We start from the raw sequence: 21406 nt of genomic DNA, 5'->3' as shown, positions 1-21406 counted from the left end.
AGGAGACTATGGCTTTTACTGTTCTGTGGCTTCAGTCCGGGGGATGCGGCGGGTGCAGCATGTCTCTCCTGTGTGCTGAAACCCCGGACCTTGTGGCCCAGTTGCGCGGCGCGGGTGTGGAGTTTCTGTGGCATCCCAGCCTGTCTGAGCAAAGCGGTACGGAGGTCAAGGCACTGCTGGCAGACATTCTGGCAGGTCGTGTGCGCATGGATGCCCTGTGTCTGGAAGGGGCCGTGTTGCGCGGACCGGAGGGTACAGGACGTTACCACGTGATGGGGGGGACGGACCTGCCCATGATGGCATGGGTCCGCCAGTTGGCCGCAGTTGCGCGTTATGTCGTGGCTGTGGGCAGTTGCTCGGCCTATGGTGGTATGGCTGCGGCAGCCCCCAATATTCTGGATGCTTGCGGGTTGCAGTATGAAGGGGTTCATCCCGGCGGGGCGCTGGGGGCCGATTTTCGGGCTCAATCCGGTTTGCCGGTTGTGAATATCGCAGGCTGCCCGACGCATCCGGGCTGGGTGATTGAAACACTGGCCCTGCTGGCGCAGGAAAACCTGCACGCGGAGGATATGGACGCAGTCGGTCGCCCCCGCCTGTATGCTGACCAGCTTGTGCATCAGGGCTGCACGCGGAATGAGTATTACGAATACAAGGCCAGTGCGCGCCAGCCCGCCCAGTTGGGCTGCATGATGGAATATATGGGATGTGTTGGCACGCAGGCCCATGCGGACTGTAATAACCGCCTATGGAACGGGGAAGGTTCCTGCACACGCGGAGGCTATGCCTGCATTAACTGCACAGCCCCCGAGTTTGAGGAGCCGGGTCATCCCTTTACTCAAACCCCGCGCATTGCCGGTATTCCTGTCGGCTTGCCGACCGATATGCCCAAGGCATGGTTTGTCGCGCTCTCCACGCTGGCAAAAGCGGCAACGCCAGACCGTGTGGCCCGCAATGCAGTGAGTGAGCATCTGCTTGTGCCGCCAAGCAGTACGGGGGCGAAGGCGTAGACGCAAGCATGGTGGAGCAGACAAAAACCCGGCTGGTGACAGGTCCTTTCAATCGCGTGGAAGGGGATCTGGAAGTGCGGCTGGATGTGGTGGGGCATCAGGTGGAGCGGGCCTGGGTGAATGCACCGCTGTTCCGGGGTATCGAGCGGGTGCTGGAAGGCCGCACCCCCATGGATGCACTGGTCATTGCGCCGCGCATCTGTGGCATATGTTCTGTCTCCCAGTCCCATGCGGCGGCGCTGGCATTGGGGGGTGTCATGGGTATGGTGCCAACCCATAACGGCCAGCTTGCGACCAATCTGATTTTGGCAACTGAAAATCTGGCAGATCATCTCACGCATTTTCATCTGTTCTTCATGCCCGATTTTGCTCGCCCGGATTATGAGGGGCAGCCTTGGCACCCCCGGGCGTATGAGCGTTTTGCCGCGTTACGCGGGAGTGCCGTGCGCAGTATTTTGCAAACGCGGGCACTGGCACTGCATGTCATGGGTATTCTGGCAGGGCACTGGCCGCACACGCTGGCCATACAGCCCGGCGGTTTGTCCCGCGGGGTAGAAAAGCAGGAATGCACACGCCTTCTGGGTATTCTGGGGGGTGTACGCGCCGCGCTGGAAGAAAGTCTGTTTGGCACAAGGCTGGAGGATGTTGCCGCCCTGTCCGCTCCGCAGGACCTCCGCCACTGGAGGGATAAACAGAATGGATCGGATTTTGGGCTGTTTTTGCAAATTGCCCGGGACCTTGCCTTGCAGCACAGTGGGCGTAGCTATGATCGGTTTTTAAGTTTTGGGGCGTATCCGGGCTTTGAATCAGATCCCCGACAACGCCACTGGTGCTCTGGTATTTTTGAATCCGGGGCCGTGCGGGCCTTGAATATTCAAGAAGTGCGGGAAGATCACACCTTCAGCCATATGGCGCAGGCCCCGCAGCCTTTGCCCCCGTTTGAAGGCACAACCGAACCCCATATGCGCGAGGACGTATCCTATACATGGTGCAAGGCTCCCCGTATGGCGGGGCTGCCGTGCGAGACAGGCGCTCTGGCCCGCCAGCTTATGGCAGGCCAGCCATTGGTTCGTGCACTTGTGGCCGATCATGGCGGGAATGTTCTGTCCCGCGTGGTGGCGCGGCTTGTGGAGGTTGCACGGCTTGTGCCGCTTATGGAGCAATGGGTCCGCGCCCTGCGTCCGGGCGCGCCATGGTGCCACGCCCAGCCCGGCACCGTGCCCGATGGGCGCGCCATAGGCATGACAGAGGCCGCCCGTGGTGCTCTTGGGCACTGGCTCTGTGTGGAAAAAGGGCTGATCTCACGTTATCAGATTATCGCCCCGACAACATGGAACTTTTCGCCGCGAGACAGCGCCGGGGTGGAAGGCCCGCTTGAATACGCGCTAAGGGGGGCTCCCGTAAAAGAGGGGGAGCAGACCCCGCTCTCCGTGCAGCATATTGTGCGTTCGTTTGACCCGTGCATGGCATGCACCGTGCACTAATGCCCGAGTGCGCAGAAGAAATTCTTGTAACAGGCTTGGTGCAGGGGGTTGGTTTTCGGCCTTTTGTCTGGCGTCTTGCGCAAAAGCTGGGGCTACGGGGTTATGTGAGCAACCGGGGCGATGGCGTGCGTATTGTCGTAGCCGGGCCACCAGAGCGGATGGCGGCACTGGTGGACGCGCTCGCAAGCCCCCCCCCTCGTGCCCGTATTGTGGCGATCAGCCGCAGCACAGCGCAGGACGAAGGCTGGCAGGATTTTACCATACAGGCCAGCCAGCCCGGTACGGTGCAGGCTGGCATTGTGGCGGATCTGGCAGTGTGCCCCGCCTGCATTGCGGAAATTGCGGATAAAAAAGACCGCCGCTATCAGTATGCTTTTACAAACTGCACAGATTGCGGACCACGTTTTTCCATTGTCACCGGCATCCCGTATGACCGTGCCCGCACGACCATGGCGGCCTTTGCCATGTGCCCCGCCTGTGCGGCCGAATATGCCAACCCGCAGGACAGGCGCTTCCATGCCCAGCCCGTTGCCTGCCCTGTGTGTGGCCCCCGGTTGATGTTTGTCGCCGGGCCAAAGGGGGGCAACCCTGTTGTGGGGGATGTGGCACTTGATCTGGCCGTGAGCAGCCTGCTGGCGGGGCAGGTGGTGGCTATAAAGGGGATCGGGGGGTTCCATCTGGCCTGCCTTGCCGGTTCGGAAGGTGCCATTGCGGCACTGCGGGAGCGCAAGAGCAGGCCCACCCGTCCACTTGCGGTTATGGTGCGGGATATGGCTATGGCGGAAGCTTATGCCCATTTCTGTGCTGCGGAGCGTCAGGCGCTGGAGGATGTCTCCGCCCCCGTCGTGCTGGTCCGCCAGCGCAGGGAGCGGGCTTTTGCGCCCAATGTGGCCCCGGGCATGGAGCGGGTCGGGCTGCTTCTGCCCTATACGCCGCTGCATGTTGTGCTCATGCAAAAAATTGGTCAGCCGCTGGTCATGAGCAGTGCCAACCGTTCGGGGCAGCCGCAGGTTGTGCATAATGCGGAAGCACTGGAGAACTTGCAGGGCATCGCGGATGCATGGCTCATGCACGACCGGCCTATTGCCAGGCGGCTGGATGACAGTGTGGTGCGCGTGCTGGCCGGGCAGGCGCGGGTTTTGCGCCGGGGGCGGGGGCTGGCGCCCGAGCCACTGCCGCTACCGGCTCTTATGGCAAAATCTCCCCCCGTTCTGGCTATGGGGGGGGATTTGAAAGCCGCGTTCTGTCTGACGCAGGGCGGGCGGGCTCTGCTGTCCCACCATCTGGGGGATATGGCGCAACTGGCTACGGAGCAGGCCATGCTGGCAGCTCTGGCAGATTACAGGGCACTGTTCGGGCAAACGCCCGCCATTGTGGCGGTGGATGGCCACCCCGGTTACCGCAGCCGTGCTGTAGGGCAAAAACTGGTGGAAGATCAGGGCTGGCTGCTTGAAACAGTCTGGCACCACCATGCGCATATTGCCGCCACCATGGCCGAGAATGGGTGGGAGCAGGGGCCTGTTCTGGGGCTGGCGCTTGATGGCACGGGCTATGGGCCGGATGGCACCTTATGGGGGTGCGAAATGCTGGTGTGTGATTATGCCCATATGACGCGTCTGGGCCGTTTGGCCACAGTGCCCATGCCGGGGGGAGAAAAAGCCGCGCGCGAACCCTGGCGCATGCTTTTGGCACATCTGGATAACGCTTTGGGGGCGGAGGGGGCCAGCAAAGTGCAGGCACAACTCTGCGCGTTAAAGGACAGGCCGGTAGATGCCCTGCGCTCCATGGTGCGCGCGGGGGTCAATGCTCCCCTGACCAGTTCCGCCGGACGCCTGTTTGACGCCATGGCCGCCTTTGTGGGTAGTGCGCCTCCCCGTCTGAGTTACGAGGGAGAAGCCGCCATGCAACTGGAGGCTCTGGCCGAAAGGGCGGAAGGGGCCTGCGCGCCTCTGGAATTTGGTTTGCGCCTGTGTGAAGACCTGCTGGAAATAGACCCCGCTCCCATGTGGCGCGCTGGTCTGCACAGGTTGGCGGAAGGGGTTTCCGGTCCTGAACTGGCTTGGGCGTTCCATGCCGGGCTGGCCCATATTCTGGCCAAAGCCACAGACCAGCTTGCCCGGCGTACGGGGCTGGGCACGGTGGCGCTGGCGGGCGGGGTTATGCATAACGGCGTGCTTGTGGGCCTGCTGGTGCCGCTTTTGCAGGCGGCCGGGTTGCGCGTGCTCCTGCCTGCGCATGTGCCTGCGGGGGATGGGGGGCTGGCTGTAGGGCAGGCTGCAGTGGCGGCGTATCGGCGCAGGCAGGTCTGAAATTTTTTAACACACTGGATAAAAGTGGAAAGCTGACTGCCAATTCTGTCGGCAGGGCTGTGTCCATTGGCGTGTCTGGCCCGGAGCCACCGGCCTTTTTTGGGCATGGCACACTTCTTGCTTCCTTCTTGTTGGTAATCGCGGACCTGTTCTGGTTCGCCGCCTGAGGAGGACGTCTTCATTGATGGCTGGTCTTGAAACGTTTTATGACGTGATGCGACGGCAGGGCATTACCCGTCGATCGTTTATCAAATACTGCTCGCTCACTGCTGCGGCCCTTGGTCTGGGGCCAGAGTTTGTGCCCCAGATTGCCAGTGCGATGGAAACCAAGCCCCGCCTGCCCGTATTGTGGCTGCACGGGCTGGAATGCACCTGCTGCTCGGAAAGTTTTATTCGCTCGGCACATCCGCTGGTCAAGGATGTGGTCCTGTCCATGATCTCGCTGGATTATGATGATACCCTCATGGCTTCCGCAGGGCATCAGGCCGAAGCCATTCTGGACGAGGTCATGGAGAAATACCATGGCAACTACATTCTGGCCGTGGAGGGCAACCCGCCCCTTAACGAAGATGGCATGTACTGCATTATTGGCGGCAAGCCATTTGTGGAGCAGCTTAAAAAAGTGGCCAGCGGAGCCAAGGCCATTATCTCGTGGGGGTCATGCGCCTCGTATGGTTGCGTGCAGGCGGCCCGGCCCAACCCCACACAGGCAACCCCCGTGCACAAGGTCATTCTGGACAAGCCTATTATCAAGGTGCCCGGTTGCCCGCCCATTGCCGAGGTCATGACCGGCGTTATTACCTACATGCTCACATTTGACCGCCTGCCCGAACTTGACCGGCAGGGGCGGCCTAAAATGTTCTACTCCCAGCGCATCCACGACAAATGCTACCGCCGTCCTCATTTTGATGCGGGCCAGTATGTGGAAAGCTTTGATGATGAAGGGGCCCGCAAGGGGTACTGCCTGTACAAGGTCGGCTGTAAAGGCCCAACCACCTATAACGCCTGTTCTACCGTACGGTGGAATGATGGTGTGTCCTTCCCCATCCAGTCCGGTCATGGCTGCATTGGCTGTTCCGAAGATGGGTTCTGGGACAAGGGGTCGTGGTACGCAAGGCTTCAGAATGTCGGGGGCTTTGGCATAGAAGCCAGCGCGGACAAGGTGGGCATGGTTGCCGCCGGAGCCGTAGGTGCGGGCCTTGCCGCCCATGCCGCCATAACCGCGCTCAGCCGCGCACGTTACAAAGGGGATGACGCCCAATGACCACGCTTCAGACACCAAACGGTTTTGCGCTTGATAACGGTGGCAAGCGTATTGTGGTGGACCCGCTGACCCGCATTGAAGGGCATATGCGCGTTGAGGTTAATGTGGATGAGCAGAACATCATCCGCAATGCGGTTTCCACCGGCACAATGTGGCGCGGGCTGGAAGTTATTCTGCGTGGGCGCGACCCGCGTGATGCATGGGCTTTTGTGGAGCGGATCTGCGGTGTGTGCACCGGCTGCCATGCTCTGGCCTCTGTGCGTGCGGTAGAAGATGCGCTGGATATTCGCATTCCCACCAACGCCTTCCTTATCCGCCAGATCATGGCCAAGGTTCTGGCATGGCATGACCATGTGGTGCATTTTTACCACCTGCATGCGCTGGACTGGGTGAACCCGGTCAATGCCCTGCGCGCGGACCCGCGTGCAACATCCATGTTGCAGCAATCGGTTTCTCCCAACCACGCCAAATCTTCTCCCGGCTATTTCCGTGATGTGCAGAACAGGCTGAAAAAGTTTGTGGAGAGCGGGCAGCTCGGCATTTTCAAAAACGGGTACTGGGACAGCAAAGCCTATCTGCTTCCGCCCGAAGCTGATCTTATGGCCGTAACGCACTACCTTGAAGCGCTTGATTTTCAAAAAGAAATCGTAAAAATCCATACCATTCTGGGGGGTAAGAACCCGCACCCCAACTACATGGTTGGCGGCGTTCCCTGCGCAATCAATATTGACGGGGATATGGCAGCAGGGGCACCGCTTAACATGGAGCGCCTGAACTTCATCAAGCAAAAGCTGGATGAGGCTTACGAGTTTTCGCAGAATGTTTATGTGCCGGATGTTATCGCGATTGCCAGCTATTACAAGAACTGGCTCTACGGTGGTGGTCTGGCAAACCATAACCTCATGGATTATGGCGATTACCCAACCGTGCAGGGGGATAAATCCACCGACCGTCTGCCCGGTGGTGTGATCCTGAACGGTAACTGGAACGAAATCCATCCGATTGATGCCCGTGACCCGCAGCAGGTGCAGGAATTTGTAACCCATAGCTGGTACAGCTACGGGCAGGGCCGCGAAGATATTGGTCTGCATCCATGGGATGGGGTAACCGACCCTCACTACGTTCTGGGGAGCGGGGCCAAAGGGACGCGCACCAATATTGAGGCTGTGGATGAAAACGCCAAATATTCGTGGGTCAAAGCTCCGCGCTGGCGTGGCAATGCGTGCGAGGTCGGGCCTCTGGCGCGCTATATTCTGGCGTATGCAAAAGGCGTGCCCTACGTCAAGGCGCAGGTGGATGACGCTCTGGGGCGCTTCAATGCTCTGGCGGGCACCAGCTTTACACCGCAGCAGGCTCTGCCAACCACGATCGGGCGTACGTTAACCCGCGCGCTGGAAGGGCATTACTGTGCCCAGCAGTTGCTGGATGATTACGATGCCCTGATCACGAACATCCGCAATGGTGATCTGGCAACGGCTAACATGTCGCGCTGGGACCCTGCCACATGGCCCAAGGAAGCAAAGGGCGTTGGCCTTGTGGCTGCCCCGCGCGGAGGTCTTGGCCACTGGATCAAAATCAAGGATGGCCGTATCGAAAACTACCAGTGCGTGGTGCCCAGCACATGGAACGCAGGCCCGCGCGATGCCAAGGGCAATATTGGTGCGTTCGAAGCCTCGCTTCTGGGCACGCCCATGGCCAACCCCGAACAGCCGGTGGAAATCCTGCGTACCCTCCACTCGTTTGACCCCTGCATGGCCTGCGCCACGCATGTCATGGCACCTGATGGGGATGAACTTGCCCGCGTAACCGTGCGCTAAGGGGGATAGCCCGATGGTTCCATCCAAATCAAACATCCTGACGGACGAGGATTTGCAGGGTACAAACCTGCAAGGGCAAAACGCGCGCGCATTGCGTGCGCGCAAGCTCACCACGATCTATGTGTATGAAGCCCCTGTGCGGCTCTGGCACTGGGTGACTGTGGCGTCCATCGTTGTGCTGGTTATTACCGGGTATTTTATTGGCTCACCCCCTCCCTCACTGTCGGGGGAGGCCAGTAACCACTTTCTTATGGGCTGGATCCGTTACCTGCATTTTTCTGCGGCGTGGATTTTTGCCGTAGGATTTGCCGGGCGTATCCTATGGACCTTTATGGGCAATATTTACACACGGGAGCTTTTTTATCTCCCCGTCTGGCGCAGGGATTACTGGAAAGGTCTGCTGGACGAAATACTGGTCTATGCCTTTATTAAAAAACAGGGTGAAAAAACAATCGGGCATAATCCACTTGCCCGCACGGCCCTGTTTTTCTGCTTTACCCTGACAGGCCTGTTCATGATTGTCAGCGGGTTTGCGCTGTATTCTGATGGAACCGGCATTGATAGCTGGGAAGGTAAGGTTTTTGGCTGGGTCATGCCCTGGCTAGGGGGGAACCTTAGTACGCATTTCCTGCATCACTGGGGCATGTGGGTTATTATTCTGTTCGTCATGATCCACGTCTACACCGTCACGCGGGAGGATATTACGTCCCGTCAGACATTGCTCTCCGCCATGACCAATGGCTACCGTTCTTACAAGGATGACCACCCTGAGTGAGAGGTCTTTGACCACACAATCAGTCATTCTGGAAAGTTAGAGTCCACAAAATCCCACCATCACATTCGCGTGTTGGTGGGATTCTTGTATCCGCCCGGTCGCGTATCTGCCATTCTGGAAGTTGGCATGTTTCTTGCTTTTATTGGAAAGCGGGAGAAACGCGGGCTTTTCAGGCTGGTTCGCTGTTTTTCATGCAGGGTAGCAGGAGGCGGCAGACGTGGCGGCAGACGCGGTTCTATATGGCGATGAGCGGAAAATTCTGGTGCTGGGCATCGGGAACATCCTGTGGGCAGATGAGGGGTTTGGTGTTCGGGCTGTGGAGCATCTTGCCGCGCATTACAGTTTTGGCCCGGAAGTACAGATCATGGATGGCGGTACGCAGGGGCTATATCTGCTGCCCGTGCTGGAAGACCTGGAAACCCTGATTATAGTCGACGCCATAGATTTTGGCCTGCCCCCGGCCACCTTGCACCATGTGGAAGGCTCTGCCGTGCCCGCCACGATTGGCGCGCGGAAGATGAGCCTCCATCAGACCGGTTTTCAGGAAGTGCTGGCTTTGCTGGACCTGCGTGGTCATGCGCCACGCGCTATTCATCTGGTGGGTGTACAGCCCGTGACCATGCAGGATTATGGCGGCGGGCTGACCGAGGCAGTCGCTCAGCAGGTGTCCCCCGCCGTGCAAATGGTGCTGGACCTTCTGAAGCAGCGTTACGGTGTCAGCCCCACCCCCTTGCAACAGACATCAGCACCGGGGGCGGGGGTCATAACACAGGCCGTAGCCCGCACGGCTTATGAGCAGGGCCGCCCGTCTGAGGAACTGGCCTGCCGTTACGGTGATGAGCGCGTGCTTGCGCGGAGTGGGGTATAAATCATGTGCCTTGGCATACCCATGAAAGTGCTGCGTTGCGAAGGGAGCATGGCGCTCTGCATGGTGGAGCCCACACCTGGCCAGCAGCAGTCCGCCCGGCAGGAGCAGGTCGATACCATGCTGGTGATCGATGTGCAGGAAGGAGACTACCTGCTGGTTTTTATGGGCATGGCGCGTGCGCGTATGGAACCGGAGGAAGCCCGTAAACTGCAGGAAGCCCTTCAGGCCCTTGCCACACTGGCCGCAACGCCAGTGGATGCAGGTGTTGCCCAGCAAATTGTAACCCACGGGTTTGCAGACCTGTGTGACGCACCACCGCGTCTTCCCCCCCACCTTCAGGCTGCATTCGATGCAGGGCTTACGGAGGCCTGAGTAAAGATGTCCGTACTAGAACTTCCACTGGTGCAGGGGCTGACAACCCGGCACGGTATGCCTGTCCTGCACACGCTGGAGCAGGCGCAGGCAGGGTATGTGCTGCTGCTGTTGCCCAGCCACGCCAGAATACATCTGGAAACACCAGACCTTGCGGCCATTCTGCCGGACCTGTTGCAGTTGGGGGCAGCCCATTTGCGGGGCGCGCAGCCGCTCGGCGGTGCTGTGGCCGATGCCGCACTGGAGGCCGAACTGGTGCGGAGTGAGAGCGATCTTTCCCTCCCCGCACTGGTGGTGCTTGAGAACGGGCAGGTCAAGGCCAGTATTTCGCGCATGCGCGACTGGGAGACCTATGTCAGCAGGTTTGGGGCACTTTTTGCACCCTCCACAACAACAGACGGGGAGCCGGTGGCATGAGCGCATCTTTTATGTTTCCACCCGCAGGGTTTGGTCCGGGCTCGCAGATCGGGCAGGAAGATGAGGAACTGAACTATCTGGCCATGCCATCGGGTGTTCATGTGTATGAACCCCATGTGCCAGAGATTGATGACCCGGCTACCATGACGGCAACGCTGGCGTTTCTGGACGATCTGCAAAAACAGGCACAGGCATGGCAGGCGGGGGATGCCCGCATGCTACCCCGGCACAACCTGAGCCCGGCCGCGGGTGCAGCGGTGCATGATGCTCTGGGGGAGGGGGAAGTCTCCGCCAGACTGGAAGATGCCGCAGGGCTCGTAGAGGTGCAGGAAACGGTTTTTGCGGGCATTTGGGCCCTGCGCGCCTATGGTGGTCCGGAAGGGCGGGAGGTGCGTGAGCAGGTGGAAGTCTCGGCTTTTCCCAAAGCGCTTCTGGCCCGTGCGTTTCCGTCCAGACGGGCCCGCCCCGATATTACGGCGGGTGTGGCGGACGGGGTTGTGAACGCTCCCGCCATCCTGACCGAACTGTTTGACCGGAGCGAAAACTGGAAACCCCAGAACAGCCCCCATGTTGTCAACCTGAGCCTGCTGCCCCACACGCCGGAGGACATGGCCCTGCTGGAAACCAGTCTGGGTCAGGGGCGGCTGACCATTCTCTCGCGCGGGTATGGTAATTGCCGGATAGAGGCAACAGCAACGCCACATGTCTGGCGGGTGCGCTATTTCAACTCCATGGATACGCTTATTCTGGACACGATAGAAGTTTCCGCCGTGCCCGAAGTGGCCTGTGCCGCAGTGGAAGATATCGCGGATTCCGCTACCCGCCTGCGTGAAATATGTGTCGTGCTGCGAGAAGAAGGCGCCAGCCCGCAGGGGGGGCAGGCATGAGCGGCCTCACCCCGCGGTTTGAGGGGTCCTATCTGGGGGACACCGCACGTCTGGCGGATGATGCGGTTATGGAATGCAAGATCTGCTGGAGTGTGTATGACCCCGCAGAAGGGTGCGAGGTATGGCAGGTGCCCCCGCATACACCGTTTTCCAGCCTGCCGGATTACTGGCGTTGCCCTACATGCGATGGCGCAAAAGAGCAGTTTATGGTGGTGTCAGCCTCCCCCCTGCCGTCCATGCCAGCAGGTGAAGCACCAGCCAGCACCGCTGCTCTCGCGCAGGAGCAGCCCAGACATACGCCAGACCCGGCCAGCAGCTTTGCCCGTGCGCTGGAAGATGTATTTGCGGATATTTATGCCAGCAAGATGCGTGGCCTGCCGTTTGTAAACGAAGCGCTGAACGTTAAGGCCGTAGGGTTCTGTTCGTTTGAGGGGCAGGTGGTCGGGGCGCTGGTGACGCCGTGGTTCATGAACCTGATTGTGCTCCCCGCTGCGGGTGCAGACTGGTCGGGTGTGATATCGGGTAGTAAAAAACTGCTGGATTTCCCCTCCGGGTCTTACGAGTTTACTGCGGCCCTGCGTGATGGAGGGGTAGAGGCGCTGCCGGGTTACTGGGCCTGTTCGCTGTTTTCGCCCATGTTTAACTTCACCACCATGTTGCAAGCGGTTGATACGGCGCAGGCTGCCGTGCGCGGCTTGCTGGACCCTGCACTCAACCCGCAGGCCAGTGTGGCGCATACCAGCGCGCCCGCGCCGCAGGCAGGGCAACCACCGGGAGAAAAACCGGATATGGGGCGCAGGAGCCTTCTGGTCGGCCAGTCAGCCAGAAGGACAGAGCCGCAGGCATGATTGGTACACTTCTCCTGCGTGAGGGGCAGGCCGGGCAACCCTGGCAGGTGCAGACACATAATGTGGTCGATGCCGGGCTCTTATGTGCTGGCCTGCAGCCGGAACAGGCTCTGGCGTTAGTCGGTCGGGTTTTTGGTCTGTGCCGGGTGGCCCATATGGCGGCCGGTATACGGGCCATGGGTCTGGCCGGAAACGTAGGCCCTGACCATGTCCGCATGCAGGATGAGATTTTGCAGGATCATGCACTGGCGCTGCTGGTAACGCTTCCTGCGCACCTGAATCTGCCCCCGCAGCGCGAGAGCCTGTGTAAGGTCTTGCAGGACAGGCAGGCAGGGCCCGCCATGGCAAGGGAGTTGATCGGTACAAACGCAAGTCTGGCACAAATGAACGCTCAGGCGTTTGAAGCATGGCTTGCAACCGGGCAGACGGAGACAGGCGCTTTTCTGCCAAGGCTGTTCAAGCGTTGCCAAAGCGCGCTGGACGGTGTGGGGGCTGCGGTGGACATGGCGGGGCTAACCCCGCAGGCCGTACAGGCACGGCTTGCGCATGAGGGCGTGCAACCTGCTCCCACCATGGCGTATGATGCCAGTATCTGGCCGGATTATGCACATTACCCCGTTATGCAGGCTCTGGTTGGGGCGGGAAGGGTAACGCCCTTTGCGCGGCTGGTTGCGCGGTTGCTGGAGTTTCTGGCCTGTCTGGAAGGGCGGGTGGATACCATGTTCGCCCGTGTTGCCCCCTTTATGGCTGGTATGGGGGCTGGGGTCGGGGTGGCGCGGGCCGCGCGTGGCATGCTGGTTCATGCCGTACAGGTGCGTAACGGGTTGGTGGCAGAGTATCAGATCCTTTCGCCTACGCTCTGGCATATGGCGGAGGGCGGGCTTTTCCGGCAGGCTATCTCCCGGCTGAACCCGGTTTGCACCAAAATGTCGGTCGAATGTGTTCTGGCCGCACTTAACCCTTGTGTGCCTGTTACGTTGGAGGCAGCGCAACATGCATGAAATGTCCCTCTGCGAAAGCCTGCTGGGCGTAATCGAAGAGAGCGCACGGCAGGAGGGCTTTACAAGGGTCACGTGCGTCAGGGTGGAAGTGGGGCGTTTTGCGGGGGTGGAACTGCCTGCCATGCGCTTTGGCTTTGAGGTTGTGGCGCGCGGCACAGTGGCCGAAGGCGCAAGGCTGGAGTTTGTTGATGTGCCCGGTAGCGCATGGTGCTTTGACTGCGGGCAGACCGTGGTGCTCGAAAACCGTCTGGACCCATGCCCCCTATGTGGGGGCGTACGTCTGCAACCTTCGGGCGGGACGGAAATAAAGCTGAAAGACATGGAGGTAATCTGATGTGTACAACATGTGGCTGTAGCGGCGATGGCGCAACGTTTGAAGGGGAGAACCACGCTCACCCCCACGGCGCGCACCACCACCATGACCATGCCCACCCGCACGAGCATGAACATGAGCACGATCACCCGCACCCGCATGACGGCGCACATGACAACGGTAGTCTGGACTATGGCAGCGGTCCCGCCCGCTCGCATGCGCCGGGGCTGTCTCAGGCACGGATGGTGGAAATCGAGCGGAATATCCTTTCCAAGAATGATAGCTATGCCGCCGCCAACCGTGCCCGCTTTGCACAGAACGGTAATCTCGCGCTCAACCTGCTGGCAGGTCCGGGGGCTGGCAAAACCACGCTGCTGGTTGAAACGCTTAAAACACTTGCAGGCACCATTGCGTGCTCCGTAATCGAAGGTGACCAGCAGACCAGCAATGATGCAGAGCGTATCCGGGCGACCGGCACACCTGCCATTCAGGTCAACACCGGCAAGGGCTGCCATCTGGATGCCCATATGGTGGGCCATGCCGCCGAACACCTCGGGGTGAGCATGGGCGGTATTCTGTTTATTGAAAATGTAGGCAATCTGGTCTGCCCGGCGGCGTTTGACCTTGGGGAAAAACGGCGGGTCACGCTCCTTTCCGTAACGGAGGGGGAGGATAAACCCCTTAAATACCCGGATATTTTTGAAAAAGCGGATATGGTCCTGCTGACCAAGACCGACCTTCTGCCTTATCTGGATGTGGATGTTGCTGCGTTGGAAAGCAACGTAAGGCGTATAGCGCCTGCTGCGCGTATCCTGCATGTTTCCACCCGCAACGGGCAGGGTATGGCCCAATGGCTGGACTGGCTGAAAGACGAGCGCCGCGCCTTGCTGGACGGGCTGGCCGCACAGGCGCAGGCCCGTGCGGACATGCTGCGCGCAGCGGAGTAAGCAAAAAGTGGTAGCACCTGCCTGCATTCTGGTTGTTGATGATGAACCGCGCTCCGTGGAGGTTATTGCCCGTATTCTGCGTGAGGAATTTGAGGTTCTGAGTGCAACCAGTGTGGAGCAGGCCCGCGCATTGCTGGAGAACAACTGGGTTCACGCCATTTTTTGCGACCAGCGTATGCCGGGCATGAGTGGCGTGGAGTTTCTGGCGGAAGTGCGCGCCCGCTGGCCAGACATCGTGCGGATGATCGTAACCGGTTATACCGAACCGGATGACATGATAGACGCCATTAATCAGGCCGGTATCTATCAGTACATTACCAAGCCGTGGCACCCGGACCAGCTTTTGCTGGCAGCACGGAATGCCACGCAGCTTTTTGCCATGCAGCGGGATTATGAGCGTCTTTCGCTCGAACTCAGGCTGGCTCCTCCCGTGGTGGAGGGGCGTTTGCGCCAGCAGCGGGAGCGTGTAGCAGGCAGCTACCATTTTGACTCCATTATCCGCGCCCCTGCCAGCCCGATGGGTGATGTCTGCCGACAGGCCGCCAAAACAGCGGTATTTGATATTCCGGTCCTGATTGAAGGCGAGACCGGAACAGGCAAGGAACTGCTCGCCCGTGCGGTGCATTACGCCAGCCAGCGTGGCACTGGAGCGTTTGTTGCCGTCAATTGTGGCGCCATACCGGATGACCTGCTGGAATCCGAATTGTTTGGTCACCGTAAAGGCGCTTTTACAGGCGCGCATGCGAACCGCCGTGGTCTTGTGGAGGAGGCTGATGGGGGCACGCTCTTTCTGGATGAGATCGGGGATATTTCTCCTGCTTTTCAGGTCAAGATCCTTCGCTTTCTGCAAGAAGGCGAATTCCGTCCCCTCGGTACTAACGAGACAACGCGTGTGGATGTGCGAGTACTGGCCGCAACGCACAGGGACCTGCGGGCAGAGGTACGGGCAGGGCGGTTCCGGGAGGATATGTATTTCCGCCTTACGGGCATGGTACTGAGCATCCCCCCATTGCGGAGCAGACCTGCGGATATTCATGTTCTGGCGCAACACCTGCTGGATGCCGCCTGCGCCCGGCATGGGCGGCATGTGCGTGGTTTTGCGCCCGGCGTTATGGACGTACTGGTGCGCTACGCATGGCCCGGCAACGTGCGTGAATTGCAGAATGAAATTTTGCGCATGCTGGTGCTGGCAGAAAGTGATAGTCTGGGGCTGGACCTGCTGTCTCCCATGCTTATGGGAGTGGAACCTGCTTCTGCAACACCGCAGATACTGTCTGGGGTCGAACCTGCCGCGCATGAGAGTGGCACCCTGCAGGAGCGCATGGACGCGCTGGAAGCCGATGTGCTGATGGAAACCATCGCCCGGTGCGGGTGGAACAAAAGCCTGACCGCGCGGGAGCTAGGTCTTTCCCGCGTAGGGTTGCGGGCCAAGCTCGAGCGTTACGGCATTGTTCCCGATGCGGGAAAACAGAGTTTACAGAAGGGAAATTCCTGAAATGTGTCTTGGTATTCCCGGCCGGATAACGGCAATTGTGGATGAACAGGCCATGCTGGCCGAGGTGGATGTCTCTGGCGTGCGCAGGCAGGTGGATGTGCTGTGTGTTGCGGAGCCGGGCAAACCGCTGGCAGAGCTTGTGGGGGCATGGGTGCTTGTGCATGTAGGCTTTGCCATGAGCCGGATAGATGAGGCGGAAGCGCAGGAAACTCTGAGGCTGCTTGCCAGTATGGACGAACTGGCAGGGGAGCTGGACGCCATGCGTAACAGTGCGCGGGCCTGAGCCATGCAGTTTGTAAAGGAGTTCCGCAACCCGCATCTGGCAGAAGCACTTCTGGCGCAGATCAGTCTTGTGGCCGAGCGTATTGGTCGTACCCGCAAGAACCCTGTTACGGTTATGGAAGTGTGCGGCGGGCACACGCATACGATTTTCCGGTACGGGCTGGACCGGCGGCTGCCAGCCAATATCGAGTTTGCCCATGGTCCGGGCTGTCCGGTCTGTGTTCTGCCCAAAGGGCGCATTGAAGATGCCATAACCATAGCACACAGGCCCGGTGTGATCCTGACCACATTTGGCGATGCCATGCGTGTGCCCGGCGGCAGTGGCAGCCTTTTACAGGCCCGTGCCGCGGGGGCCGATGTGCGTATGGTGTATTCCCCGCTGGATGCGCTGGCCCTTGCACGGGCCAACCCGGCGCGACAGGTCGTGTTTTTTGCTTTGGGGTTTGAAACAACGGCCCCTTCTACCGCCCTGACTGTTTTGCGCGCCAATGCTGAAAATATCAGCAATTTTTCTATTCTGTGCCAGCATATCACCATTATTCCCACCCTGCGCGCACTGCTGGAACAACCAGACTTTACTGTGGATGGGTTTATAGGGCCGGGTCATGTTTCCATGGTGATCGGCACAGAGCCTTATGCCTTTATTGCACAGGATTTCAAACGTCCGCTGGTTGTGGCAGGTTTTGAACCGCTGGATATCCTGCAATCCCTCCTGATGGTGCTGCTCCAGATCGAAGCAGGGGACGCACGGGTGGAAAACCAGTACGCGCGTGTGGTGGCACCACAGGGCAATCCGGCCGCCATGGCCGCCATCGCGCGGGTTTATGAGGTCCGGGAAGCATGCGAATGGCGCGGCCTTGGCCAGATTGCGGGGTCCGGTCTGCAATTGCGGGCTGAGTGGAGCCGATTTGATGCGGAAAAACGCTTTGCCGTGCTCCCTCACCATCTGGCGGATCAGGAACAGTGCCGTTGTGGGGATGTGCTGACAGGGCGGATCAAACCCCCGCAATGTCAGGCATTCGGGCGGACCTGTTCGCCCGATCATCCATCCGGCGCGCTTATGGTTTCCTCCGAAGGGGCTTGCGCGGCGTATTACGAATATCATGGCGTAGGGGAGGCCGCATAATGCCCGGCACTTTAACTGGGGTTGGTGCAGAGGGTCGTATTACGCTTGCACATGGTGGTGGCGGCAGCGCCATGCGCTCTCTGATTGATGAGGTCTTTCTGTCCGCCTTCACATCAGGTCCGCTCACCGTGCAGGAAGATCAGGCCCGGCTGGACCTGACCACACTTGCGAAGGCGGGGGACAGGCTGGCATTTACAACAGATGCGTTTGTGGTGGAACCACTGGAATTTCCCGGCGGGAATATTGGAACACTGGCCGTGTGTGGCACGGTTAATGATCTGGCGGTGGGAGGTGCTACCCCTGTAGCCCTGTCGGCTGCATTTGTGCTGGCAGAAGGGCTGGAACTGGCCGTGCTCCGCCGGGTGGTGGAGGCCATGGCCCGGAGTGCGGCTCTTGCTGGTGTGCGTATTGTTACGGGGGATACCAAGGTTGTGCCCCGCCATGCCTGTGACGGGCTGTTTGTAACCACAAGCGGGGTCGGTGTTATTCGGCCCGAACACACTATAAGTATAGCCGCCGGGCAACCGGGGGATGTGGTGCTGGTCAATGGCACATTGGGGGATCATGGGGCCGCCATATTATGCGCACGTGGCGATCTGGCCCTTCAGACGCACCTACAAAGTGATTGCGCTCCCCTGAACACGCTGGTGGATACCCTTTTGCGCGCTGTTCCCGATGTACACTGTATGCGCGATGCCACGCGCGGCGGCGTTGCAGGGGTGCTGAGCGAACTGGCGGAGGCCAGTAACGTGCTGGTTACGGTTAACGAGGCCGCCTTGCCAGTGCACCCCGAGGTGGAAGGTGTGTGTGAAATTCTGGGGCTGGACCCGCTGTTTCTGGCCAACGAGGGCAAGCTGGTGGCCGTTGTTCCCGCATGCCGTGCAAAGCACGCACTGGCCACCATGCAAAGCCACCCGCTCGGGCGCAATGCTGCTATTATAGGCACGTTGCAGACCAGTTCCAGTGGGCAGGGAGCTGTTCATATTGTTAATGAGTTTGGTGGCGCGCGGGTTTTGACCATGCCATCAGGCGAACAACTGCCAAGGATTTGCTAACATGCGGCAAAACCCATCTGCTTCGGTTTTAAGCTCCTTTGGTATGGCGGCCCGCTCCACGCAGGGCTACAGGCTGCTGGTGGCTTTGCTGTTCTTTAATGGGTTTGCCTGGGTGGCGGCATGGTTCTGTTTTGGCGGGAACGCCACGCTTTTGGCCTCTGCTTTGCTGGCATGGGTATTCGGCCTGCGGCATGCCATGGATGCGGACCATATTGTGGCCATCGATCTGGTGACCCGCAAGCTCATGGTTGCCGGGCGCTCTCCTCTGGGGGTGGGGCTGTTCTTTTCTCTGGGGCATTCCTCGGTCGTGTGTCTTGCCGTACTCTTTCTGGCTGTTTTGCCAACGCATGACTGGCTGGAGCGCTGGCACCTTGTCGGGGGGAGTATTGGCTCGACGGTTTCCATTATTTTTCTGTTCCTGATGGCGGCGTACAATGTGTATGCGGCCGGGCGGCAATGGCATGCGTTGAGGCATAAAATCGATATGCCCGATATGCCGTCTGGCGGAATTATGGCCCACCTGTTTGGTCCGGTTTTTCGGCTTATCAGGCAGTCGTGGCAGATGTATCCGCTGGGTTTTCTGTTCGGTCTGGGGTTTGATACGGCAACCGAGATCGGCTTGCTGGGTTTGGCTGCGGCCCAGAGTGCACAGGGGCTGGGACTTGTGGGTATTCTCATGTTCCCGTTGCTGTTTACCGCAGGCATGTCTGTCATAGACACGCTTGATGCGGTGCTGATGATGCGCGCCTATGGATGGAGCGCACAAACGCGAACCCGACGTCAGGTTTATAATCTGGCTATTACCAGCATATCCGCTCTGGCTGCCGTTGGGGTTGGGGCTACGGAATATGTGGCCGGGTTGGGGGACGATGGCGTAACAGGTTCCGTTCTTGTGCAGATGGCATCGGGCCTTGCGGAGCATTTTCCACTTCTGGGGAGTGTGATTCTGGCGGTATTTCTGGCGCTGTGGGCTGGTGCTTTTATGTGGGATAAAGTGGCGACCCGGCGGGCGGAGAGTATGGCCTCCGCACCACACACCCGAGGCTGAACCTGCGCCATGCGCACGGTTCTGGAACACAAGGTCCGTCATAGGCAGGGTGTCGCCGTAACGCCCAGAATGCGTGAGGCGCTCCGGCTGTTACGCCTGCCACAAGCGGATATGGACGCTTATATAGCCCAGCAGGTGGAGCAGAACCCTTTTCTGGAACTGCCGGACTGGGAGTTTGATCGGGGCTCGGGCCGTCCGGACCCATCTGCTGTGAACTCTACCCATGATATGATCGAACGGCTGGCCTCGAGCGAAGTCTCGGTCGAGGAGCAGATGCTTCGTCAGATTGCATTGTCCTCCAGACCTGCATGGCTTTGCCGTCTGGCTGCCCTGCTGCTGGAGGAAGTAGATGAATACGGCCGATTATCCTCAGCTGCACTGGAGGCATTCTGCCAGAGCAGGGGGATTGAGCGCACCTGCGCGGAGGAAGCGCGACAGTATCTGCTCAGGCTTGACCCTGTGGGGGTGGGGGCTCTTTCTGTTGCCGAATGTTTTGCCGTGCAGCTTGATGATGAAGGGCTGTTAAGCGAGGCATTTACCAGATTGCTGGCAAATCTTGGCCGTCTGGTCAAAGGGGACCGGGCCGGTTTGGCAACACTCTGTGGCGTGGGTGCGCAGGAACTGGAACGGATGCTCCTGACCCTGCAACGGCTGGAACCGTATCCTTATTGCAAGGCGGTTGTGGAACCAGCACTGTTACGCCGTGCCGAACTGCGCGTTGAACAGGACGAACAGGGTGCATGGCATGTGTTTGCTTATGCAGACCCGGCACAGGACCTGAAGCTGAACACGGAACTGCGGAGCCAGCTTTCTGCGCGCATGAGCGTGCGTGAACGGGGGCAGGTCAAGGACTGGATGACTGATGCACGCTGGCTTTTGAATGTCGTTGCCAGAAGGCGCAAAAGCCTTGTGCTCCTGGGTCAGAAAATTCTAGCCCGTCAGCCAGATTTTTTACATCGGGGCGTTGAAGCCCTGCATCCGCTGACCATGCTCCAGATCGCCCAGGATATGCAGGTGCATGAAAGTACGGTCAGTCGGCTTGTGGCGGACAAATATATCTCCACACCAGATGGGGTCCTGCCGCTACGTTTCTTTTTCACGGCCGGGGTTGGTCGCCACGGGCAGGCTCCCCCACGCGGGGCCGCTGCGGCCAGAGCCTGCCTGCGCAGGGTTGTGCGGGAAGAAAAACCGGATAACCCCCTTTCCGATAGCGCTTTGGTTGAAGTTCTGCAACAGCAGGGGTTTAGTGTATCACGGCGTACTGTTGTCAAATATCGCCAGCTTATGGGAATACGTTCATCCTTTTCTCGAAAAGTACATGCAATTACAGTATAGATTGAATTTTTTTGAAAAATAAAAGCAGTTTATTTATCTTTAATGCCTGATGTAGCATGAGTTGTTGTTTATCGTGGATAGAAACCTATGCAAAAGATGTGGATATACTCTGTTTAATATTTCTAATTAGACCGAAATGGTTTGCGGAAGAAAGCGCTACAGTCTTATTGGTAGAAGGGAAATGCATGGCCACGGCTGTTTACCGGATTACAGCACGGATATGGCCGGATCAGTCTCGGATCATAGGTAGTCCGATAGCGCGCTCCACTGTTGCCCCCCACCGGGTCTGTCAGCAGCCCCGCATAAGCGGTGCACTGTCAACCACGCTCTCGTTCGCAGCAGAAGGTCAGTCTTCGCGCAGAGTCTGAATCATATCTTCTACAATTAAATTAATGCGCCCTGAGCCTAATCAATTTTGCTGCGGTTTCGACTCTTCGAGAGTCTGATGCCTGCACGCCGAGTGTAACTTCGACTGCCTTTAAATGGTTTTCGATAGTCTGCATTGACGCTCCTTTTTCAATTAATCTTATCATACCAGGAACATATGCATCATATTCGTCAAAAAGGTTTGGGTTATCCCCAACATCAATGGGATCCCAGTAATCCATTAATAAATCTGCCACTGTACGAAACATATTTTTTGCCATTACGGTAAGCTCCTTACGGCGTGTCGTCAGTTAAGCCCTGAGTGTGGCGCATAAGGGTTGTACTTTGTGGCTGCGTGTGCTGACTGTTTTCCCGGTTTTTGAGGGGAGA

Annotated in this window: 21 protein-coding genes; 20 read left to right on the top strand and 1 reads right to left on the bottom strand. The window is 59.0% G+C overall.

Annotated features, from left to right (window positions below; translation table 11 throughout):
• Window positions 1-8 precede the first annotated feature (8 nt).
• The 20 genes from HNR55_RS13820 (at window position 9) to HNR55_RS13725 (ending at window position 20650) form a co-directional block, all read left to right on the top strand.
• Entirely contained in the window at window positions 9-1007 is a 999-nt protein-coding gene (locus tag HNR55_RS13820; RefSeq protein WP_166116321.1) for an NADH-quinone oxidoreductase subunit B family protein, read from the top strand.
• Between the two features lie 8 nt (window positions 1008-1015).
• Window positions 1016-2491: a nickel-dependent hydrogenase large subunit gene (locus HNR55_RS13815; RefSeq protein WP_166116319.1), complete on the top strand. Its 1476-nt coding sequence runs from the start codon at window positions 1016-1018 to the stop codon at window positions 2489-2491.
• Window positions 2491-4800, top strand: a complete 2310-nt coding sequence (gene hypF / locus HNR55_RS13810; protein ID WP_166116317.1) for a carbamoyltransferase HypF — start codon at window positions 2491-2493, stop codon at window positions 4798-4800. The genes HNR55_RS13815 and hypF overlap by 1 nt, the downstream gene beginning before the upstream one ends.
• Window positions 4801-4984: 184 nt before the next feature.
• Window positions 4985-6064 carry a hydrogenase small subunit gene (locus tag HNR55_RS13805; protein WP_166116315.1) on the top strand — a complete coding sequence of 360 codons (1080 nt, stop codon included), beginning with the start codon at window positions 4985-4987 and terminating at the stop codon, window positions 6062-6064.
• Complete coding sequence (locus tag HNR55_RS13800) at window positions 6061-7881, top strand: nickel-dependent hydrogenase large subunit (RefSeq protein ID WP_166116313.1); 1821 nt, start codon at window positions 6061-6063, stop codon at window positions 7879-7881. The genes HNR55_RS13805 and HNR55_RS13800 overlap by 4 nt, the downstream gene beginning before the upstream one ends.
• A gap of 13 nt (window positions 7882-7894) precedes the next feature.
• Window positions 7895-8656, top strand: a complete 762-nt coding sequence (gene cybH, locus HNR55_RS13795) for a Ni/Fe-hydrogenase, b-type cytochrome subunit (protein WP_166116311.1) — start codon at window positions 7895-7897, stop codon at window positions 8654-8656.
• Between the two features lie 217 nt (window positions 8657-8873).
• Entirely contained in the window at window positions 8874-9524 is a 651-nt protein-coding gene (locus HNR55_RS13790) for a HyaD/HybD family hydrogenase maturation endopeptidase (protein ID WP_166116309.1), read from the top strand.
• A 3-nt stretch (window positions 9525-9527) separates the two neighbouring features.
• Window positions 9528-9896 (top strand): HypC/HybG/HupF family hydrogenase formation chaperone, encoded by a 369-nt coding sequence (locus HNR55_RS13785; protein ID WP_166116307.1) that lies wholly within the window; start codon window positions 9528-9530, stop codon window positions 9894-9896.
• Between the two features lie 6 nt (window positions 9897-9902).
• Window positions 9903-10313, top strand: coding sequence for a thioredoxin domain-containing protein (locus HNR55_RS13780; protein ID WP_166116306.1), 411 nt, complete (start codon window positions 9903-9905; stop codon window positions 10311-10313).
• Window positions 10310-11200, top strand: coding sequence for a hydrogenase expression/formation protein (locus HNR55_RS13775; protein WP_166116304.1), 891 nt, complete (start codon window positions 10310-10312; stop codon window positions 11198-11200). The genes HNR55_RS13780 and HNR55_RS13775 overlap by 4 nt, the downstream gene beginning before the upstream one ends.
• Entirely contained in the window at window positions 11197-12048 is an 852-nt protein-coding gene (hybE, locus tag HNR55_RS13770) for a [NiFe]-hydrogenase assembly chaperone HybE (RefSeq protein ID WP_166116302.1), read from the top strand. The genes HNR55_RS13775 and hybE overlap by 4 nt, the downstream gene beginning before the upstream one ends.
• Window positions 12045-13049: a nickel-dependent hydrogenase large subunit gene (locus HNR55_RS13765; protein ID WP_166116301.1), complete on the top strand. Its 1005-nt coding sequence runs from the start codon at window positions 12045-12047 to the stop codon at window positions 13047-13049. Before hybE ends, HNR55_RS13765 begins: the two co-directional genes overlap by 4 nt.
• Entirely contained in the window at window positions 13042-13383 is a 342-nt protein-coding gene (hypA, locus tag HNR55_RS13760) for a hydrogenase maturation nickel metallochaperone HypA (RefSeq protein ID WP_166116299.1), read from the top strand. Before HNR55_RS13765 ends, hypA begins: the two co-directional genes overlap by 8 nt.
• On the top strand, window positions 13383-14309 hold the full coding sequence (gene hypB / locus HNR55_RS13755) for a hydrogenase nickel incorporation protein HypB (protein ID WP_166116297.1): 927 nt from the start codon (window positions 13383-13385) through the stop codon (window positions 14307-14309). Before hypA ends, hypB begins: the two co-directional genes overlap by 1 nt.
• A 7-nt stretch (window positions 14310-14316) precedes the next feature.
• A complete protein-coding gene (locus HNR55_RS13750; RefSeq protein WP_166116295.1) occupies window positions 14317-15804 on the top strand; it encodes a sigma-54-dependent transcriptional regulator in 1488 nt (495 codons plus the stop codon).
• Window position 15805: 1 nt separating this feature from the next.
• On the top strand, window positions 15806-16087 hold the full coding sequence (locus tag HNR55_RS13745; protein ID WP_166116294.1) for a HypC/HybG/HupF family hydrogenase formation chaperone: 282 nt from the start codon (window positions 15806-15808) through the stop codon (window positions 16085-16087).
• A 3-nt stretch (window positions 16088-16090) separates the two neighbouring features.
• Window positions 16091-17212 (top strand): hydrogenase formation protein HypD, encoded by a 1122-nt coding sequence (gene hypD, locus HNR55_RS13740; protein WP_166116292.1) that lies wholly within the window; start codon window positions 16091-16093, stop codon window positions 17210-17212.
• A complete protein-coding gene (hypE, locus tag HNR55_RS13735; RefSeq protein WP_166116291.1) occupies window positions 17212-18267 on the top strand; it encodes a hydrogenase expression/formation protein HypE in 1056 nt (351 codons plus the stop codon). The genes hypD and hypE overlap by 1 nt, the downstream gene beginning before the upstream one ends.
• A gap of 1 nt (window position 18268) precedes the next feature.
• A complete protein-coding gene (locus tag HNR55_RS13730; protein WP_166116289.1) occupies window positions 18269-19315 on the top strand; it encodes a HoxN/HupN/NixA family nickel/cobalt transporter in 1047 nt (348 codons plus the stop codon).
• A 9-nt stretch (window positions 19316-19324) separates the two neighbouring features.
• The gene (locus HNR55_RS13725; RefSeq protein ID WP_166116287.1) at window positions 19325-20650 is read left to right on the top strand and encodes an RNA polymerase factor sigma-54; all 1326 of its coding nucleotides are present in this window, start codon (window positions 19325-19327) and stop codon (window positions 20648-20650) included.
• Window positions 20651-21039: 389 nt separating this feature from the next.
• Here the strand turns inward: HNR55_RS13725 and HNR55_RS13720 are convergent, their stop codons facing one another.
• Window positions 21040-21297 (bottom strand): hypothetical protein, encoded by a 258-nt coding sequence (locus tag HNR55_RS13720; RefSeq protein ID WP_166116285.1) that lies wholly within the window; start codon window positions 21295-21297, stop codon window positions 21040-21042.
• Window positions 21298-21406 lie beyond the last annotated feature (109 nt).

The organism is Acetobacter lovaniensis, from assembly GCF_014207635.1.
Classification (GTDB): Bacteria; Pseudomonadota; Alphaproteobacteria; order Acetobacterales; family Acetobacteraceae; genus Acetobacter; species Acetobacter lovaniensis.
Note: the sequence above shows the minus strand (reverse complement) of the source record. Positions and strands in the feature narration are given on the sequence as shown.

Coding starts and splice junctions, on each gene's coding strand:
- HNR55_RS13820 (WP_166116321.1), top strand. CDS start 9: ATGGCTTTTACTGTTCTGTGGCTTCAGTCCGGGGGATGCGGCGGGTGC.
- HNR55_RS13815 (WP_166116319.1), top strand. CDS start 1,016: ATGGTGGAGCAGACAAAAACCCGGCTGGTGACAGGTCCTTTCAATCGC.
- hypF (WP_166116317.1), top strand. CDS start 2,491: ATGCCCGAGTGCGCAGAAGAAATTCTTGTAACAGGCTTGGTGCAGGGG.
- HNR55_RS13805 (WP_166116315.1), top strand. CDS start 4,985: ATGGCTGGTCTTGAAACGTTTTATGACGTGATGCGACGGCAGGGCATT.
- HNR55_RS13800 (WP_166116313.1), top strand. CDS start 6,061: ATGACCACGCTTCAGACACCAAACGGTTTTGCGCTTGATAACGGTGGC.
- cybH (WP_166116311.1), top strand. CDS start 7,895: ATGGTTCCATCCAAATCAAACATCCTGACGGACGAGGATTTGCAGGGT.
- HNR55_RS13785 (WP_166116307.1), top strand. CDS start 9,528: ATGTGCCTTGGCATACCCATGAAAGTGCTGCGTTGCGAAGGGAGCATG.
- HNR55_RS13780 (WP_166116306.1), top strand. CDS start 9,903: ATGTCCGTACTAGAACTTCCACTGGTGCAGGGGCTGACAACCCGGCAC.
- HNR55_RS13775 (WP_166116304.1), top strand. CDS start 10,310: ATGAGCGCATCTTTTATGTTTCCACCCGCAGGGTTTGGTCCGGGCTCG.
- hybE (WP_166116302.1), top strand. CDS start 11,197: ATGAGCGGCCTCACCCCGCGGTTTGAGGGGTCCTATCTGGGGGACACC.
- HNR55_RS13765 (WP_166116301.1), top strand. CDS start 12,045: ATGATTGGTACACTTCTCCTGCGTGAGGGGCAGGCCGGGCAACCCTGG.
- hypA (WP_166116299.1), top strand. CDS start 13,042: ATGCATGAAATGTCCCTCTGCGAAAGCCTGCTGGGCGTAATCGAAGAG.
- hypB (WP_166116297.1), top strand. CDS start 13,383: ATGTGTACAACATGTGGCTGTAGCGGCGATGGCGCAACGTTTGAAGGG.
- HNR55_RS13745 (WP_166116294.1), top strand. CDS start 15,806: ATGTGTCTTGGTATTCCCGGCCGGATAACGGCAATTGTGGATGAACAG.
- hypD (WP_166116292.1), top strand. CDS start 16,091: ATGCAGTTTGTAAAGGAGTTCCGCAACCCGCATCTGGCAGAAGCACTT.
- hypE (WP_166116291.1), top strand. CDS start 17,212: ATGCCCGGCACTTTAACTGGGGTTGGTGCAGAGGGTCGTATTACGCTT.
- HNR55_RS13730 (WP_166116289.1), top strand. CDS start 18,269: ATGCGGCAAAACCCATCTGCTTCGGTTTTAAGCTCCTTTGGTATGGCG.
- HNR55_RS13725 (WP_166116287.1), top strand. CDS start 19,325: ATGCGCACGGTTCTGGAACACAAGGTCCGTCATAGGCAGGGTGTCGCC.
- HNR55_RS13720 (WP_166116285.1), bottom strand. CDS start 21,297: ATGGCAAAAAATATGTTTCGTACAGTGGCAGATTTATTAATGGATTAC.